This window comes from Rhodoferax ferrireducens (assembly GCF_031458075.1).
GTDB lineage: Bacteria > Pseudomonadota > Gammaproteobacteria > Burkholderiales > Burkholderiaceae_C > Rhodoferax_B > Rhodoferax_B ferrireducens_A.
On sequence record NZ_JAVDXT010000003.1, the window covers coordinates 46,743 to 61,920 of the forward strand.

Genomic DNA, 15,178 nt, shown 5'->3' on the forward strand with positions numbered 1-15,178 from the left:
AGGTTCAACACCGGTCAGGTCTTGGGCAGGCCGGGCGGGTTGGTGCGCGACTTGTCGATGGCTTCGGAGCCCAGGTTCCAGCGGGCCAGCGCCTTGGCGTAGTTGCCGTTGCGGATCTGCTCGTTGAGTGCGGCGGTCACGGCATCGGCCAGGCCCGAGCCCTTGCGCGTGGTGACGGCGATCTCGGCGCTCAGCGGCCAGCCGCCGGAGAAGGTACCGGCGAGACGCGTCTTGCCGTCGCGCGCCTCGTAGGCAGCCAGCGCGTTCGGGCCCAGGTAGGCATCGGCGCGGTTCGACTGGAGCGCCACGCGTGCCACCACGTTATCGTCGTAGTACTGGATCTCCACCGGCTTCAGGCCGGCAGCCAGGTTCTGCTGGTTCCAGCGCAGCAGGATTTGCTCCTGGTTGGTGCTGGCGCCGACGATCACGCGCAGGCCGGCCACGTCCTTCGGCTCCTTCACGCTGGCCACCTTGCTATCGCTTTTGACGTAGATGCCCAGCGTGTCATTGCGGTAGGTGGAGAAATCGAACTTTTCCTTGCGCGCCTCGGTCACGGTGACGTTGGACACCACCGCGTCGAACTTGCCCGACTGCAGGCCCAGCGGCCAGTCGGCCCAGGCTATCGGCACCAGTTCCAGCTTGCGGCCCAGGCTGTCGGCCACCAGCAGCGAGATGTCGGGCTCGCTGCCGACAAAGGTCTTGTTGTCGTTGGCAAACGAACCCAGTGGCAGCCGGTCCAGAGCAACCCCCACGGTGAACGTGCCCTCTTTGGCGAACTTGTAGTCCTTGGACAGCAGCTTCAGCGCCTCGTCGGACTTCTGCGCGCGGATGCGGCCCGGTTGCGCCGGGTCCAGGTCTCCCGCCTGCGCATGGGCATGCAGCGGCAACAGGGTGGCCGCAGCGGTGGCGATGCCGATCAGGGCATGGCGGATGGGGGCATGGAGTCGCATGGCGTGGGTCCTCTTCAATAAGTTCAGGGTTGAGAAAATGTGGGCAAGCCTCTCCCCTGCCGCCCGCATATGGCATGCGGCCAGTGGGGAATCGGCATGGATGAATGCGGGTTGCGGTCTACAGCACTTTGGCCAGAAAGGCGGCGGTGCGGGCGTGGCGCGGGGCGTTGAACACCTGCTCGGGCGTGCCGACTTCAACGATGCGGCCCTGCTCCATGAAGACGATGCGGTCGGCCACCTCGCGGGCAAAACCGATCTCGTGGGTGACGATCAGCAGCGTCGTGCCGGAGCGCGCCAGCTCCTTGATCACGTCCAGTACCTCGCCCACCAGTTCCGGGTCGAGTGCCGAGGTCGGCTCGTCGAACAGCAGCACCTTGGGCCGCAGCGCCAGCGCCCGGGCAATCGCCACCCGCTGCTGCTGGCCGCCGGACAGCTGGCGCGGATAGGCATGGGCCTTGTCGGCCAGGCCGACGCGGGCCAACAGCTCGAAGGCCTGCGATTCGGCATCGGCCCGGTGCTGGCCGCGCACGGCGATCGGCGCCTCGACGATGTTCTCCAGCACCGTCAGGTGCGGGAACAGGTTGAAGTTCTGGAACACCATGCCGACATCGACACGCCGCGCCAGGATGTCGCTCTCGCGCAGCTCGTACAGCGTGTCGGCATCCTTGCGGTAGCCGACCAGCTCGCCATCGATGGCGATGAAGCCTGCATCCACCCGCTCCAGGTGGTTGATGGTGCGCAGCAGGGTCGACTTGCCGGAGCCCGACGGGCCCAGCACCACGGTGACGCTGCCGGACGGCACGCTCAAGGTAACGTCCTCCAGCACCTGCAGCGCGCCAAAGCTTTTCGACACGCCGTGCACCGAGACCTCGCCGCCGGTGCTGGGTGGCACGGCCCGAAGCGCTGGCGCTTCGCTGCGCACTGCAGGCGTGGGTGCTGTGGCCTGTGCCGGGCGGCGTGCCCGCAGCCAGCGGGCCCAGGGTGCGGCCTGGTGGTTGCGCAACGCGCCCTTGGAGAAATGCCGCTCGATCTGGTGCTGGGCAATCGACAGCACGGTGAGTATCACCAGGTACCAGACCGTGGCCACCATCAGCAGCGGAATCACCTCCAGGTTGCGCCGGTAGATGATCTGGATGGTGTAGAACAACTCGGGCAACGCCAGGATGTAAACGTTGGACGTACCCTTGGCCAGGCCGATGATTTCATTGAAGGCGCTGGGCAGAATCGAGCGCATGGCCTGCGGCAGCACGATGCGGAAGGCCTGGCGCCGCCGCGGCAGGCCCAGTGCAGCAGCCGCCTCCAGCTGGCCCTGGTCGACCGACAGAATGCCGCCACGGATGATCTCGGACGAGAACGCCGCCTGGTTCAGCGTCAGCCCCAGCAACGCCGCCACAAACGGGCTGATCAGCTGGGTGGTGGGGTAGGAGAAGAACACCGTGCTGGTGTAGGGCACACCCAGCGACACGGTCTCGTACAGGTAGCCCAGGTTGTTGATGATCAGCAGCAGCACGATCACCGGGATGGAGCGGAAGATCCAGACAAAGCCCCAGGACAGCCGCGCCAGCAGCGGCGAACGCGAGACCCGCGCCAGCGCCAGCCCGGTGCCGAGGATGAAGCCAAACAGCGCGCCGGCCGCCGTCAGCAGCAGCGTGCGGCCCAGACCGATCAGCACCGGCTCGGCAAAAAACCATTCGGCAAACACGCCCCAGCCCCAGCGCGGATTGGTGAATACCGACTGCAACACGGCGGCGATCAGCAGCAGCGCCAGCAGCGTGCCCACGGTGCGGCCGGGATAGCGTGCCGGCACCACGCGATAGTGCGAGTAATCCCCTTTGGCGGGTGCGGGGGCCGGTGCGGCCGGCGCTGTAGCAGCCTCGGGTGCCAGGTCGAAATAGGTGGTGCTGGTCATGCTGCTCGCGCTCCATTCAGTGCGGCGGCACCGCCCAGCGCCAGCACGCCCTGCAGCAGATCGCTGGGCTTGACGACGATCTTCTCGAACGCCACCTGGGCCGTGGGCACCAGCAGCTTCTGGAACGGCAGGCTGCCGATGCTGGCCGGGTCTTGCGCCAGGTCGAACAGCGGCGTGTAGCCGTGGCCCAGGTACAAGGCCACGGCCTCGGGCTGGCGAAATCCGGTGGTCAGGTAGCCGCGGCTATAGCCCTGGCGCACGGCCTGGGCCTCCAGCTCGACCATGATCTTGCGCGCCAGGCCCTGGCGCCGCAGCTCGGCATGGGTCCAGATGCGTTTGAACTCGGCAGTGTGCGCATCGAAGCGCATGAAGGCGCCGCCGCCTATCGCCACGCCATCGCGCAGCAACAGTACGAAGTTGCCGTGCGGCGGTGCAAACACCTCGGGCGGGTAGCGGTGCATTTCCTTCGGCTCGCCTTCGGCGCGCGGTATGTCGCCGTAGCGCGTGTCGTACTCCTGGGTCAGCGCAGCTATCAGCGGCTGCGCTGCAGGATCAAACGGATGGGTGTAGAGGAATTGGTCGCTCACGGAATGCCTCCTGGGTTTATGCAGCGGGTGCCAGAAACCGTTCGGCCAGCCGTGTCCAGTAGGTGGCAGCCAGGCCGAGTACAGCGTCGTTGAAGTCGTAGCGCGGGCTGTGCAGCGAAGCGCCTTCGCCATTGCCCAGAAACACATAGCTGCCCTTGCGCGCCTGCAGCATGTAGGCGAAGTCTTCGCTGGCGGTACGCGGGCGGAAACCGGCTTCGACCTGGCCGGCGCCAAACGTGTCTTCGGCCACCGTGCGGGCAAACGCGGTCTCGTCCACATGGTTCAGCACCGCCGGAAAGCCCAGCTGGTAGTCGACCTCGGCCTCGGCGCCAAAGCTCTCGGCCTGGGCTTTGGCCAGCGCCGGCACGCGCTCTTGCAGCAGCTGGCGGATTTCCGGGCGGAACGAGCGCATGGTCAGCTTCAGTTCCACTGCGTCGGGGATCACATTCGAGGCTGCACCGCCGTGGATCGAGCCCACCGTGACCACGCCCATATCCAGCGGATCGACGTTGCGCGAGACGATGGTCTGCAGCGCGGTGATCAGGTGGGCGCTGACCACCACCGGGTCTACCGTCTTGTGCGGCTCAGCGCCATGGCCGCCCTTGCCACGGATGGTGATCACCGCCTGGTCGATGGAGGCCATCGCCGGCCCGGCCACGCAACCCAGGTGGCCGGCAGGCACACCCGGCCAGTTGTGCAGGCCGAATACCGCGTCGCAGGGGAAGCGCTCGAACAGGCCTTCGGCAATCATCTTGCGCGCGCCCGAGCCAGTCTCTTCAGCAGGTTGGAAGATCAGCTGCAGCTGGCCGTCGAACTGGCCGACCTCGGCTAGCGTGCGTGCCGCTGCCAGCAGGATCGCCGTGTGGCCGTCATGGCCGCAGGCGTGCATCACCCCGGCGTTGACGCTGGCGTAGGGCAGGCCGGTGGCCTCCTGGATCGGCAGCGCGTCCATGTCGGCACGGATACCCAGGGTCTTGCTGCCAGTGCCGCGGCGCAGGCTGCCGACCACGCCGGTGCCGGCGATACCGCGCGTCACCTCATAGCCCCAGGAGGCCAGCTGTGCGGCCACGATGTCGGATGTGCGGTGCTCCTTGAACGACAGCTCGGGGTGCTGGTGGATGTCCTGGCGCAGCGCCACAAATTCGTGGATGTACGACGCCACGCGCGATTCGACGCGGCGGATGTCGGTAGCTTCTTCACGCGGCATCAGGCCACCTTCCGTTCGCTGGATTCGTTGGGCACCGCATGGCGGCTGGCCTTGCGTGGCAGGCCCAGATGGTCGCGCAAGGTGGCGCCGGGCAGCGTGCGTTCATAGCGGCCGCGGGCTTCCAGCACCGGGATCACATGGTCGATGAAGTCGTCCAGGCCTTGGGCCACCACCGGGAAGCCGAGGATGAAACCATCGGCTGCCTCGGCATCGATCCAGCGGATGATTTCATCGGCAATGCGCTCGCCGGTGCCGACGAACTGCGACTTCGGCGTGGCCACTTCCAGCGCCACTTCGCGCAGGGTTTGGCCGCTCTTCGCGGCATCGGCCTTGATGCGGTCGGTGGTCGAGCGGAAGCTGTTCTTGCCTATGTCGCCCAGCTCAGGAAACGGCGCGTCCAGCGGGTACTGGCTGAAGTCGTGGTGGTCGAAAAAGCGACCCAGATAGGCTAGCGCCTCGTCGATGCTCAGCAGCTCGCGGATGGCCTGGTACTTGGCCTCGGCCTCGGCTTGCGTGGCGGCGACCACCGGGCCGATGCCGGGGAAGATCTTCACATCGCTGCCCGCGCGGCCCTGGGCCACGGCACTGGCCTTCACCTGGCGCGAGAAGCTGCGGGTTTCTTCCAGCGAGGGCGAATGGGTGAACACCGCGTCGGCAAATTTGCCGGCCAGGCCGATGCCGGCATCGGACGAACCGGCCTGAAAGATCACCGGCTGGCCCTGGGGCGAGCGGCCGATGTTCAGCGGCCCGGCCACTTCGAAGAAGCGGCCCTTGAAGTCCAGCGTGTGCAGCTTGCTCTTGTCGAAGAACTGGCCGGTGGCGCGATTGCGCAGCAGCGCGTCGTCGTCCCAGCTGTCCCACAGGCCTTGCGTGACCTGCAGGTATTCGTCGGCGATCTGGTAGCGCTGCGCGTGCTCGGGGTGGGTGCGGCTGTAGTTCTTGGCCGAGCCTTCCAGCGGCGTGGTAACCACGTTCCAGCCGGCGCGGCCGCCGCTGATCAGGTCCAGCGAGGCGAACTGCCGGGCCACGGTGAACGGGTCGCTGTACGAGGTGGAGATGGTGCCGGCCAGACCGATCTTGCTAGTCACCGTGGCCAGGGCCGAGAGGATGGAAATCGGCTCGAAGCGGTTCAGGAAATGCGGTATCGATTTCTCGTTGATGTACAGGCCGTCGGCCACGAAGGCGAAGGCGATGCCTGCGGCTTCGGCCTTCTGGGCGGTGCGGATGTAGAAGTCCAAGTTGACGCTGGCGTCGGCTGGGCCGCTGGGGTGCTTCCAGGCGTTCATGTGGCCGCCGGCGCCGTGCAGCATGATGCCGAAGCGTATGGGTGTGTTTGCCATAGGTGTCTCGTGATGGGTCAAAAAATCAGGCGGCGACGGCGTGCTCGGCACCGGCCAGCAACTCCACCGAGGCCCAGCGTTCGGCAAAACCAACCACCGGTGTGTCGATGACAAATTCCTGGATGCCGTGGCGCTGGCTCAGCACGTCCAGCGCGCGGCGCACGCTGTCGGGCGTACCGGTAAGCACATAGGGCCGGGTCTCTTCGACACGGTAGTCGGCCACGCCGGCCTGGCGCGCAAATTCGGCCGCGGCCTCCAGGCTGGGCAGGTTGACGCTCTGGCCAGTGGACAGGTGCAGCTTGAAGATACGCAGCGCGCCGACCAGGCGCTCGGCTTCTTCCTTGCTCTCGGCCGCAAACGCGTACAGCGCCAGCGCTGCAGGGCGGCCGGTGGCCTGCTGGTAGGCGGTGACCGAGCGCTCGATATTGGCCGGGTCGGCATTGAAGTGGCCTGCATAGGTGAAGTCCCAGCCCAGGCGCGCGGCCAGAGCCGCACTGTCAGCGCTGCCGCCGAGCAGGATGCGCTCGGGCAACTCGGGCGGTGCCGGGTAGGCGACGGCGCCACTGAGCGCATGGCCATCGATCACCGTGCCCTCCAGGAACGCATCCAGATCCGCCAGCTGCTGGGCAAAGTCGGGCTTGCGCGCCGCGTCGTGCAGCCACTGCAGCGCGCGTGTCGCCAGCGGCAGCCCACCGGGCGCCTTGCCCACGCCCAGGTCGACGCGGCCCGGCGCCAGCGCGGCCAGCAGCTTGAAGGCCTCGGCCACCTTAAACGGGCTGTAGTGCTGCAGCATCACGCCGCCGGAGCCGACACGGATGCGCGTGGTATGGGCCAGGATATGGGCGATCAGCACCTCGGGCGCCGTGCTGGCCAGGGTCGGGTTGCCATGGTGTTCGGCCACCCAGAAGCGGCGGTAGCCCAGCTCTTCGGCGCGCTGGGCCAGGGCCACCGTGCGCTGCAGGGCCTGGGCCGCAGTGGCGCCGGGCGGGATAGGGCTTTTGTCGAGCAGCGAAAGAGAATACGGCATGGCCTTGGCGCGGTGCGTGGTAAGAATGTCGGTTCATTCTGACCCGCGGGCGGCCTGCCGTTTGCGCTATCTTCTTCTATCGATATGCGCTAATGGCAGGTCCGCGGACGCTGCTTTTTTTCAAGCAAAACAGGCCTGTAGCGCAACAATTACCTGCATCACCAGCTATCTATTCAATAGCATCCCTGGCGGTACCGCATGCCCCTCGCGTATGCTGCGCGCTTCACCATGCATTACGACAACTCCCTCCCCTCTTTTGCCGCCCAGGGCATCGTGCCCACGGCCGAGCAGCTGGCGATCCAGACCAGCAACGACGACACCGTCATCGTCCACGCCAATGCCGGCGCGGCCAAGACCACCAGCCTGGCGCTGCGCATCGCCGAAGGCCTGGCCCGCGGGCTGGCGCCGACCAGCATCCTGGCGCTGACCTATACCGAGCCCGCCTGCGATGCGCTGCGGGCCGCGCTGCGCAAGATCGGCGTGGCGCCCGATGTGGTGAAGAAGGTGTGGATTTCCAGTTTTGAGACCTTCGCGCTGTACTGCCTGAAAAGCGTGGAAGGCGCGGCCCTGCCGGCGCTGCGCGACCCGGAGGCGCTGCAGGCCAGCGTCTGGGCTGCAGTGGCCGAGCTGCGCGAACGCGGCACACCAGAGTTGCTGGAGCAGCTGTGGCTGCCGACCGAAGGCAACAGCGAATTCGTCGAGCTGTTCTTGCGCCAGAGCCTGCGCGCCAAGGGCATGCTGGCGCGCGAGATGGCCTACTGGGACGACCAGCGCATCACGGCCGAATATGCCGAGGAATGCGGACTCGACTTCAGCCTGCTGTGTGTGCTGGCCGAGTACGAAAAACTACGCCATCCGCCCGGCGCCGACAGCCCGAAGTTCCGCGCCGAGCACGATGCCAGCTACGACCTGGCGCGCCTGGTGGGCGATCCCGACCAGCCCACGTTCTGGGCCGACATCCCCAAATGGCCGCGCCATCTGGCGGCGCTGATGCTGGACGAGATGCACGACCTGAACCACGCGCTGTTCGCCATCACCCGCGGCCTGCTGGCCAGCAACCCGAAGTGCTATTTTTGCGGCGTAGGCGATGTGGACCAGGTGATCCACGCGCATGCCGGCGCCGATGCGCGCTACATGCAGGCCGAAATGTTCGAGCCGCAAACCGGTCGCCATGTACAGGCCCTGCCGCTGACCGCCAGCTACCGCTTCGGCCCGGCGCTGGCCGCCAGTGCCGGCCATCTGGCGAACAAGGCCTACGCCACCCAGGCCGCGCATGCCACGCAGCTGCGCTGCACCCGCTATGCCGACGACCTGGACTGCGTGCAGCAGGTGGTGCAGGCCGCACTGCAATGGCGCGCCGAGAAGCGCAAGATGAACGAGTTCGTGGTGCTGCTGCGGCATCCGCACCAGTCGGTGCTGCTGGAAAACGCCTTGCTGGAGGCCGGCCTGCCCTACCAGACCCGCGGCTTCGGCACCTATCTGCAGCGGCCCGAGGTGATGCTGGTGCGCGCCCTGCTGGCGGTGGCCACCCAGCATTTCGGCGCGGTGCAAAGCACCGAGACCCGGCGCCGCATGGTCGAGGAACTGGTGGTGTTCTGCCGCTTCCAGCTGGGTTTCTTTAGGGACGAAAGCGAGACCCCGGCGGAGCGCCTGCAGGAAGCCGTCCGCCCGGTGGTGGCCGACCCGACCATACTGGCCACGTTCTTCGAATCGCAGATAGACCGCACCGAACCGCAGATCACGCGGCGGCTGCGCAATGCCATGGCCATCGCCCGCAACCAGACCGGGCCCACCATGTTCGCCCAGATGCTGGACGCTCTGGAGATGCGCCAATGGGCTGCCGAGCACTGGGTGGAGAAGCAGCGCCAGGCCGACGCGGTCGCGCACCTCGAAGGGCTGAAGCAGGCGGCGGCGCGCTTCGACAGCGTGGCCGCCTTCTTTGAGCACCTGAACCAGGCCGAGGTCCATTTCGAGAAGCAGCGCGAGCACAGCAAGCGCAGCGCCAAACCGGCCGAGCTGTGCCTGGCCGACATCGCCCAGGTCAAGGGCCTGGAGTTCGAGCACGTGGTGCTGCCCTTCCTGGCCCAGGGCGCGTTCCCGGCAGCTGAGCGCGTCAGCATGGTGGACGAACGCAAGCTGATGTACGTGGCGGTGACGCGGGCGCGCAGCACGCTCAGCCTGCTGGTAAGCCAGGCCCAGCCATCCCAGTTTGTGGCCGAGATGCAGCTGGCGCCCAGTGCCTAAGTGCTGCTGAAAATTTAAGCCAAACAGGCCTGTAGCGCTTATTCTGTTTGCGCAAGCAGCTATTGAATCAATAGCATCTTCAGAAGTTGTACTTGGCGGTGTAGATAAATGCGTCCTGGTAGGTGGCCGAGCCCAGCTTGTTCTTGGCGTAGCGGTAGGTCAGGCCGGTGGTGACGCTGGGGGTGATGTTCCACCACAGCGACAGCGCACCGTTTTGCGCCGTCTTGTTGGCGGTGACTACGCCGCCATCGCGGGCCATGACCAGGTAGCTGTCCTTGCGGCCCATCTCGGTTTCATGCCAGCTGGAGACCATGAAGGACTGGTCCCAGGCCTTGAAGCTGTAACCAAACACCCAGCCGGCCATCGTGCCGTTGTACTGGGTGCCGAGGTCGGTCTTGGTTTCGTAGTGCGCGCCGAAGAACGGCTTAATCCAGAAGCCGCCATTGAAGTAGGCCGTGCTCAGGCCCAGCACATTGTTCTGGTCACGGAAGCCGTTGTCCATGAAGTTGTAGATATGGCCGTAGAGCTGCACTGGCATACCGCCAGCTTGGGTCATGTTGATGTGGGCCACGGCCTTCATCGCGTAGCGGCGGTCCATGGCCGAGTCGCTGTTGTTGGACGACTTGCTGGGGTTCTCCACATCGAAGAAGCCATACACATCGCCCCACTTGCCGCCCATGCCACCTTCGACCTCCAGCAAGGTGAAGTCTTTTTTCACGCCAAATGGACCCTTGCCCGTCTGGTTCTCCGTGTGGCTGGTCCAGTCCAGGCGTTGAACACTGATGTCCTTGAACGACCAGTTGTCGTCTGCATGCGCAGCCGGTGCCAGTGCCGCAACGGCCGCCAGCGCGGTCAGAAATTTGTATAGAGCCATGGGGGTTCCCTCGAGGTAATGGTTGGGCAAGGGCCAACGCAAGGCCCATGCCAAAAGCTGGCCTTTTGGTCAGCTTTACCCACGGTGGAACCGCGACTGGCGCCGGCTGGGGTCAGCGCTCTTTGACGTAGGGCTGGCCCAGGGCCTTGGGCACGGCCGCTTTGCCGATGAAGCCGGCCAGCAGGACCACCGTCAGCAGATACGGCAGTGCCTGGATGGCCTGCACCGGCACCTCGCCAATGCCCGGCAGGCTGACGCCCTGCAACTGGATCGCTGAGGCATCCAGAAAGCCGAACAGCAGACATGCCCACAGCGCGCGCACCGGCCGCCAGTTGCCGAAGATCATCGCCGCCAAGGCCATGAAGCCGCGCCCCGCCGTCATATGCGGCACAAAGGCGGCGTTCTGCGCCAGCACCAGATAGCCCCCGGCCAGGCCGCACAGAATGCCGTTCAAGGTCAGCGCCGCATAGCGCAGGCGCAGCACCGACACCCCGGCCGCGTCCACCATGTGGGCGTTCTCGCCCACGGCCCGCAAGCGCAGGCCGAAGCGGGTGCGGTACAGCAGCCACCAGACCCCGGCGACCAGGGCCAGCGCCAGGTAGACCAGCAGGTTGTGCCCCAGCAGACCCTCGCCGAGGATGGTGCCGACCAGGGGCACACCCTGCCAGGCACTGGCCGCCCCCGGCCAAAGCGCGTGCAGGCGCACGCTGTCCGACACCGGTGGCGTTTGCCCGCCCTGCTGGAACCAGGCCAGGCCCAGCACCACCGTCAGGCCCGCGGCCACGATATTCAGCGCCACGCCCGACACCACCTGGTCGCCTCGGTGGCTGACGCAGGCAAAGCCGTGCAGCCAGGACAAGGCAATCGCCGTGGCGATCGCCAGCAGCAGGGCCAGGCTGGTCGAGCCATAGGCCGCGCCGCTGGCCGCGGCGATGAAGGCGGCAAACAGCATCTTGCCCTCCAGCCCCACGTCGACCACGCCCGCGCGCTCGGAGATCAGGCCGGCCATCGCGCACAAAATCAACGGGGTGGCCACCCGCAGGGTCGAGGCCAGCAAGGCCCCCAGCAAAGCCTCATCCACGGTGGGCTCCTACCGGCACTACGGGCTTGCGCGCCAGCAGTGCCAGACAGCGCGCCAGCCACGGCGCAATCACATAGGCCATGGCCCCCGAGAACAGCACGATGAAGCCTTGCAGCATCACCACCATGTCGCGGCTGAAGCCCCGTACCTCGAAGCTGACCTCAGCCCCGCCCTGGAACAGTGCGCCGAACAGCACGCTGGCCAGCACGATGCCGAACGGGTGGTTGCGCCCCATCAAGGCCACTGCAATCCCGGTGAAGCCAGCGCCGGCCGCAAAGTCCAGCAGCAGCTTGCCGTTCACGCCAGCGATTTCGTTCATGCCGACCATGCCGGACAGGCCACCCGACAAGGCCATGGCAAAGATCACCTGCCGCTTGGGGTGGATGCCCGCATACGCGGCCGCGCTTTCGCTGGAGCCCATGGCACGCAGGCGGTAGCCGGCCCGGCTGTGCCAGAGCAGCAGGTACACGCCAAACGCCGCCGCCAGCGCCAGGAACAGGCTGATGTTCAGCGGCGACGAAGGCCAGTCCAGCCCCAGCCAGGCCAGCGCATCCTGCATGCTGGTCAGCTTGGCCGCGGGGCCGAAGGCCGCGCTCTCCACCGCCATGGTGCCCGGCGGCTTGAGCCGGTTCACCAGCAGATAGGCCAGCAGGCTGCTGGCCAGAAAATTGAACATGATGGTGGTGATCACCACATGGCTGTTGCGGTAGGCCTGCAGATAGCCGGGCACGGTGGCCCAGGCCGCGCCAAACACCACGCCCGCCAGCAGCATCAGCGGCAACAGCAGCAGGGCCGGCAGGCTGTGCGACAGCCACAGCGCCACCAGCGCCGTGCCCAGGCCGCCCATCAGGGCCTGGCCTTCACCGCCGATGTTGAACAGGCCGCCATGGAAGGCCACCGACACCGCCAGCCCGGTGAAGATGAAGGTGGTGGCGTAGTACAGCGTGTAGCTCAGACCGCGCTGCGTGCCGAATGCGCCGTGCAGCAGCACCGACATCACCTCGCGCGGGTTCTGCCCCACCAGCGACACCACCAGGCCAGCCACCAGCAACGCGATCAACAGGTTGACGGCGGGCAGCAACACCACATCGGCCCAGCGGGGCAGAGGCTGCGGGGTACTCATACGGGGCTTCCTTCGGGTTCTTTGGTTTCCACCATCAGCAGGCCCAGCCTGGCCTCGCCGCAGTCGGCTATCGGCAGCTCGCCGGTCACGTGGCCTTGGTTCAGCACCAGCACCCGGTCGGCCAGGGCCAAGATTTCATCCAGCTCGCTCGACACCACCAGCACCGCGCAGCCTGCATCGCGCAAGGCCCGCAGCTGGGTGTAGATAAATTCAATCGCGCCGATGTCGACGCCGCGCGTGGGCTGGCCCACCAGCAACACCTTGGGCGCCTGCCCCAGTTCGCGCGCCAGCACCAGCTTCTGCTGGTTGCCGCCGGAGAACTTGGAACTCATCAACGATGGGTCGCGGGGCCGCACATCGAAGCGCTCCATCATGGCGGCGGTGGCGGCGCGCATGGCGCCATGGCGCATCCAGCCCCAGCGGCTGTACACCGGCAGGCCCTCGTAGCCCAGCACCGCCGACTCCCAGGAGGCAAAGCCCATCACCATGGCCCGCGCGTGCCGGTCTTCGGGCACATGGGCCAGGCCCAGGTTGCGCGCCAGGCTGGGGTCCAGCCAATGCTCTGCGGTGAAGCTGCTGCCGCCGAGTTCCAACGTGCCGGCGCTCGGCGTGCGCAGGCCGGCCAGCACTTCGAGCAACTCGCTCTGGCCGTTACCCGCCACACCGGCGATGCCCACAATTTCGCCGGCGCGCAAGCGGAGGTTGAAATCGACCAGGCGCGTGACCTGCAGTGCATCGCGCACCGCCACACCGCGCGCCTGCAGCAAGACGGCGCCGAGCCGCGGAGCCGCATCGCCCTGGCGCCCCATATTCACCTTGCGCCCGACCATGGCCTCGGCGAGTATCTCCACCGAGGCCTGGGCAATCGCGCATTCATGCACCACCCGGCCGCTGCGCATCACCGTGACCTGGTCGCACAGGCGCATCACTTCCTTGAGTTTGTGGGTGATCAGCAGAATCGTCGTACCCTGCGAACGCAGGCGCGCCAACACCTCGAACAGCTGCTCGGTCTCCTGCGGCGTGAGCACCGCCGTGGGCTCGTCGAGGATCAGAATCTTGGCGCCGCGGTACAAGGCCTTGAGGATTTCCAGCCGCTGGCGGTCGCCCACGGACAGCTGCTCTACCGTAGAATCCAGCGCCACATGCAGGCCAGTGGACTGCATCAACGCCCCCAGCGCACTGCGCACCAGGGACTCGGCCTTGTGCAGCAAGACATGGGGCTCGGCCCCGAGCATGACGTTCTCCAGCGCGGTCAGGGAATCGACCAGCATGAAGTGCTGGTGCACCATGCCGATGCCCAGCGCAATCGCGTCGAAGGCATTGCGGATACGCGCCGGCTGACCGAACACCGCGATGCTGCCGCTGTCGGCGCTGTAGAAGCCGTACAGCACCGACATCAGCGTGCTCTTGCCCGCGCCGTTCTCGCCCACGATGCCGTGCACCGTGCCGGCACGCACGCGCAGGTCGACCTGGTCGTTGGCCTGCACCGCGCCAAACCGTTTGCTGATGCCAACCATGTGTACAGCGGTAGCGTCCGTCGCAGAGGAGTTCTGGGTTTTCATGGAAATCCAAGGTGCCAGGGTTGCGCAGCGCTCCCCCTCCAGAGAACCCGTGGAACCGGCTCCGCCGGTCCACTGGGTTCGCCCCCTGCAAGGGGGTTGGCGGAAACGCGCAGCGTGGAGCCTGGGGGTGAGCCTTACTTACAAGCGTTAGCCACCATGTAGTCCACCACCTTGATCTTGCCGCTGATGATGTCGGCCTTGGCCGCGTCCACCTTCTTCTTCATGTCGGCCGTGACCAGCTTGGCGTTGTGCTCGTCCATGGCGTAGCCCACACCTTCTTCCTTCAGGCCCAGATTCGAGATGCCAGGCTTGTAGGCCTTGAGCACGTTGTAGACGGCCACATCGACGCGCTTGACCATGGAGGTCAGCATGGTGCCGGGCTGCAGGTAGTTCTGGTTGCTGTCCACACCGATGGCCAGCTTGCCCGCGTCCTTGGCCGCCTGGTAGACGCCGATGCCGGTGCCGCCGGCAGCGGCAAACACCACGTCCGCGCCCTTGGCAAACTGGGCTTTGGTCAGCTCGCTGCCGCGGCCGGGGTCGTTCCAGGCAGCGCCGGTGGTGCCGGTCATGTTGGCGAAGGTTTCAGCCTTGGGGTTGGCGAACTTGGCGCCCTGCTCATAGCCGCACTGGAACTTGCGGATCAGCGGAATGTCCATGCCGCCCACAAAGCCGACCTTGCCGGTTTTGCTGGCCTGCGCCGCCAGCATGCCGACTAGGAAGCTGCCCTCGTGCTCCTTGAACACCACGGACTGCACATTGGGCAACTCGATCACCATGTCGATGATGGCGAACTGCAGCTTGGGGAATTCCTTGGCCACTTTTTCCAGGGCGGAAGCCTGGCTGAAGCTCATGGCGATGATGGGGCTGGCGCCACGCTCGGCCATGCGACGGATCGCCTGCTCGCGCTGGGTTTCGTTGGCGACTTCGAATTCGAGGTAGCTCTTGCCGGTTTCCTTCTTCCAGCGCTCGATGCCGTCGAAGGCCGACTGGTTGAAGGACTTGTCGAACTTGCCGCCCAGGTCGTAAACGATGGCGGGCTCGGCCCAGGCCGACAAAGCGGCGCAAAGCGTGGCGGCGAGGAAGCTGAGTTGCAAAGAAGTTTTCATGGCGGTATCCGTGGTGGGGTTGGAAAGGTAAACAAAGGGCTGGCAGGGGGTCCGGGCGCAATACGCCAGGTCGACTCCATTCAGCAGGAACTGTGCCCGTGGGCACGGGGATAGAGAGCTTTACGCGACATCGTTGGTCCGATACGTCCTCCTTGTGCGCGGGGTGGC

The 15,178-nt window shown here is 66.2% G+C and carries 12 protein-coding genes; 1 reads left to right on the forward strand and 11 read right to left on the reverse strand.

Going from position 1 to position 15,178, the window contains the following annotated elements:
• Positions 1–14: 14 nt before the first annotated feature.
• The 6 genes from J2X19_RS15655 to J2X19_RS15680 all read right to left on the reverse strand — a co-directional run bounded on the left by J2X19_RS15655 (position 15) and on the right by J2X19_RS15680 (position 7,020).
• Positions 15–950: an ABC transporter substrate-binding protein gene (locus tag J2X19_RS15655; protein WP_310374627.1), complete on the reverse strand. Its 936-nt coding sequence runs from the start codon at positions 948–950 to the stop codon at positions 15–17.
• A gap of 118 nt (positions 951–1,068) precedes the next feature.
• A complete protein-coding gene (locus tag J2X19_RS15660) occupies positions 1,069–2,859 on the reverse strand; it encodes an amino acid ABC transporter permease/ATP-binding protein (RefSeq protein ID WP_310374629.1) in 1,791 nt (596 codons plus the stop codon).
• Positions 2,856–3,446, reverse strand: coding sequence for a GNAT family N-acetyltransferase (locus tag J2X19_RS15665; RefSeq protein ID WP_116608391.1), 591 nt, complete (start codon positions 3,444–3,446; stop codon positions 2,856–2,858). Before J2X19_RS15665 ends, J2X19_RS15660 begins: the two co-directional genes overlap by 4 nt.
• 16 nt (positions 3,447–3,462) lie before the next feature.
• Positions 3,463–4,653 (reverse strand): M20 aminoacylase family protein, encoded by a 1,191-nt coding sequence (locus J2X19_RS15670; RefSeq protein ID WP_310374632.1) that lies wholly within the window; start codon positions 4,651–4,653, stop codon positions 3,463–3,465.
• A complete protein-coding gene (locus J2X19_RS15675) occupies positions 4,653–5,993 on the reverse strand; it encodes an LLM class flavin-dependent oxidoreductase (protein ID WP_310374634.1) in 1,341 nt (446 codons plus the stop codon). Before J2X19_RS15675 ends, J2X19_RS15670 begins: the two co-directional genes overlap by 1 nt.
• 25 nt (positions 5,994–6,018) lie before the next feature.
• A complete protein-coding gene (locus tag J2X19_RS15680; protein WP_310374635.1) occupies positions 6,019–7,020 on the reverse strand; it encodes an LLM class flavin-dependent oxidoreductase in 1,002 nt (333 codons plus the stop codon).
• A gap of 198 nt (positions 7,021–7,218) precedes the next feature.
• On the opposite strand from J2X19_RS15680, the gene J2X19_RS15685 reads away from it, so the two are divergent.
• Entirely contained in the window at positions 7,219–9,264 is a 2,046-nt protein-coding gene (locus tag J2X19_RS15685; RefSeq protein ID WP_310374637.1) for a UvrD-helicase domain-containing protein, read from the forward strand.
• 79 nt (positions 9,265–9,343) lie between these two features.
• Here J2X19_RS15685 and J2X19_RS15690 read toward each other — a convergent pair whose 3' ends face one another.
• From J2X19_RS15690 to J2X19_RS15710, 5 genes are all read right to left on the reverse strand, one after another.
• Positions 9,344–10,138: an outer membrane protein OmpK gene (locus J2X19_RS15690; RefSeq protein WP_310374640.1), complete on the reverse strand. Its 795-nt coding sequence runs from the start codon at positions 10,136–10,138 to the stop codon at positions 9,344–9,346.
• 112 nt (positions 10,139–10,250) lie between these two features.
• The gene (locus J2X19_RS15695; RefSeq protein ID WP_116608397.1) at positions 10,251–11,219 is read right to left on the reverse strand and encodes an ABC transporter permease; all 969 of its coding nucleotides are present in this window, start codon (positions 11,217–11,219) and stop codon (positions 10,251–10,253) included.
• Positions 11,212–12,342 (reverse strand): ABC transporter permease, encoded by a 1,131-nt coding sequence (locus J2X19_RS15700; protein ID WP_310374643.1) that lies wholly within the window; start codon positions 12,340–12,342, stop codon positions 11,212–11,214. The genes J2X19_RS15695 and J2X19_RS15700 overlap by 8 nt, the downstream gene beginning before the upstream one ends.
• Positions 12,339–13,904, reverse strand: a complete 1,566-nt coding sequence (locus tag J2X19_RS15705) for an ABC transporter ATP-binding protein (protein ID WP_310374645.1) — start codon at positions 13,902–13,904, stop codon at positions 12,339–12,341. Before J2X19_RS15705 ends, J2X19_RS15700 begins: the two co-directional genes overlap by 4 nt.
• Before the next feature lie 134 nt (positions 13,905–14,038).
• Positions 14,039–15,010: a BMP family lipoprotein gene (locus tag J2X19_RS15710; RefSeq protein WP_116608400.1), complete on the reverse strand. Its 972-nt coding sequence runs from the start codon at positions 15,008–15,010 to the stop codon at positions 14,039–14,041.
• Positions 15,011–15,178: the final 168 nt, after the last annotated feature.

Coding starts and splice junctions, on each gene's coding strand:
- J2X19_RS15685 (WP_310374637.1), top strand. CDS start 7,219: ATGCCCCTCGCGTATGCTGCGCGCTTCACCATGCATTACGACAACTCC.
- J2X19_RS15675 (WP_310374634.1), bottom strand. CDS start 5,993: ATGGCAAACACACCCATACGCTTCGGCATCATGCTGCACGGCGCCGGC.
- J2X19_RS15705 (WP_310374645.1), bottom strand. CDS start 13,904: ATGAAAACCCAGAACTCCTCTGCGACGGACGCTACCGCTGTACACATG.
- J2X19_RS15655 (WP_310374627.1), bottom strand. CDS start 950: ATGCGACTCCATGCCCCCATCCGCCATGCCCTGATCGGCATCGCCACC.
- J2X19_RS15660 (WP_310374629.1), bottom strand. CDS start 2,859: ATGACCAGCACCACCTATTTCGACCTGGCACCCGAGGCTGCTACAGCG.
- J2X19_RS15680 (WP_310374635.1), bottom strand. CDS start 7,020: ATGCCGTATTCTCTTTCGCTGCTCGACAAAAGCCCTATCCCGCCCGGC.
- J2X19_RS15690 (WP_310374640.1), bottom strand. CDS start 10,138: ATGGCTCTATACAAATTTCTGACCGCGCTGGCGGCCGTTGCGGCACTG.
- J2X19_RS15710 (WP_116608400.1), bottom strand. CDS start 15,010: ATGAAAACTTCTTTGCAACTCAGCTTCCTCGCCGCCACGCTTTGCGCC.
- J2X19_RS15670 (WP_310374632.1), bottom strand. CDS start 4,653: ATGCCGCGTGAAGAAGCTACCGACATCCGCCGCGTCGAATCGCGCGTG.
- J2X19_RS15700 (WP_310374643.1), bottom strand. CDS start 12,342: ATGAGTACCCCGCAGCCTCTGCCCCGCTGGGCCGATGTGGTGTTGCTG.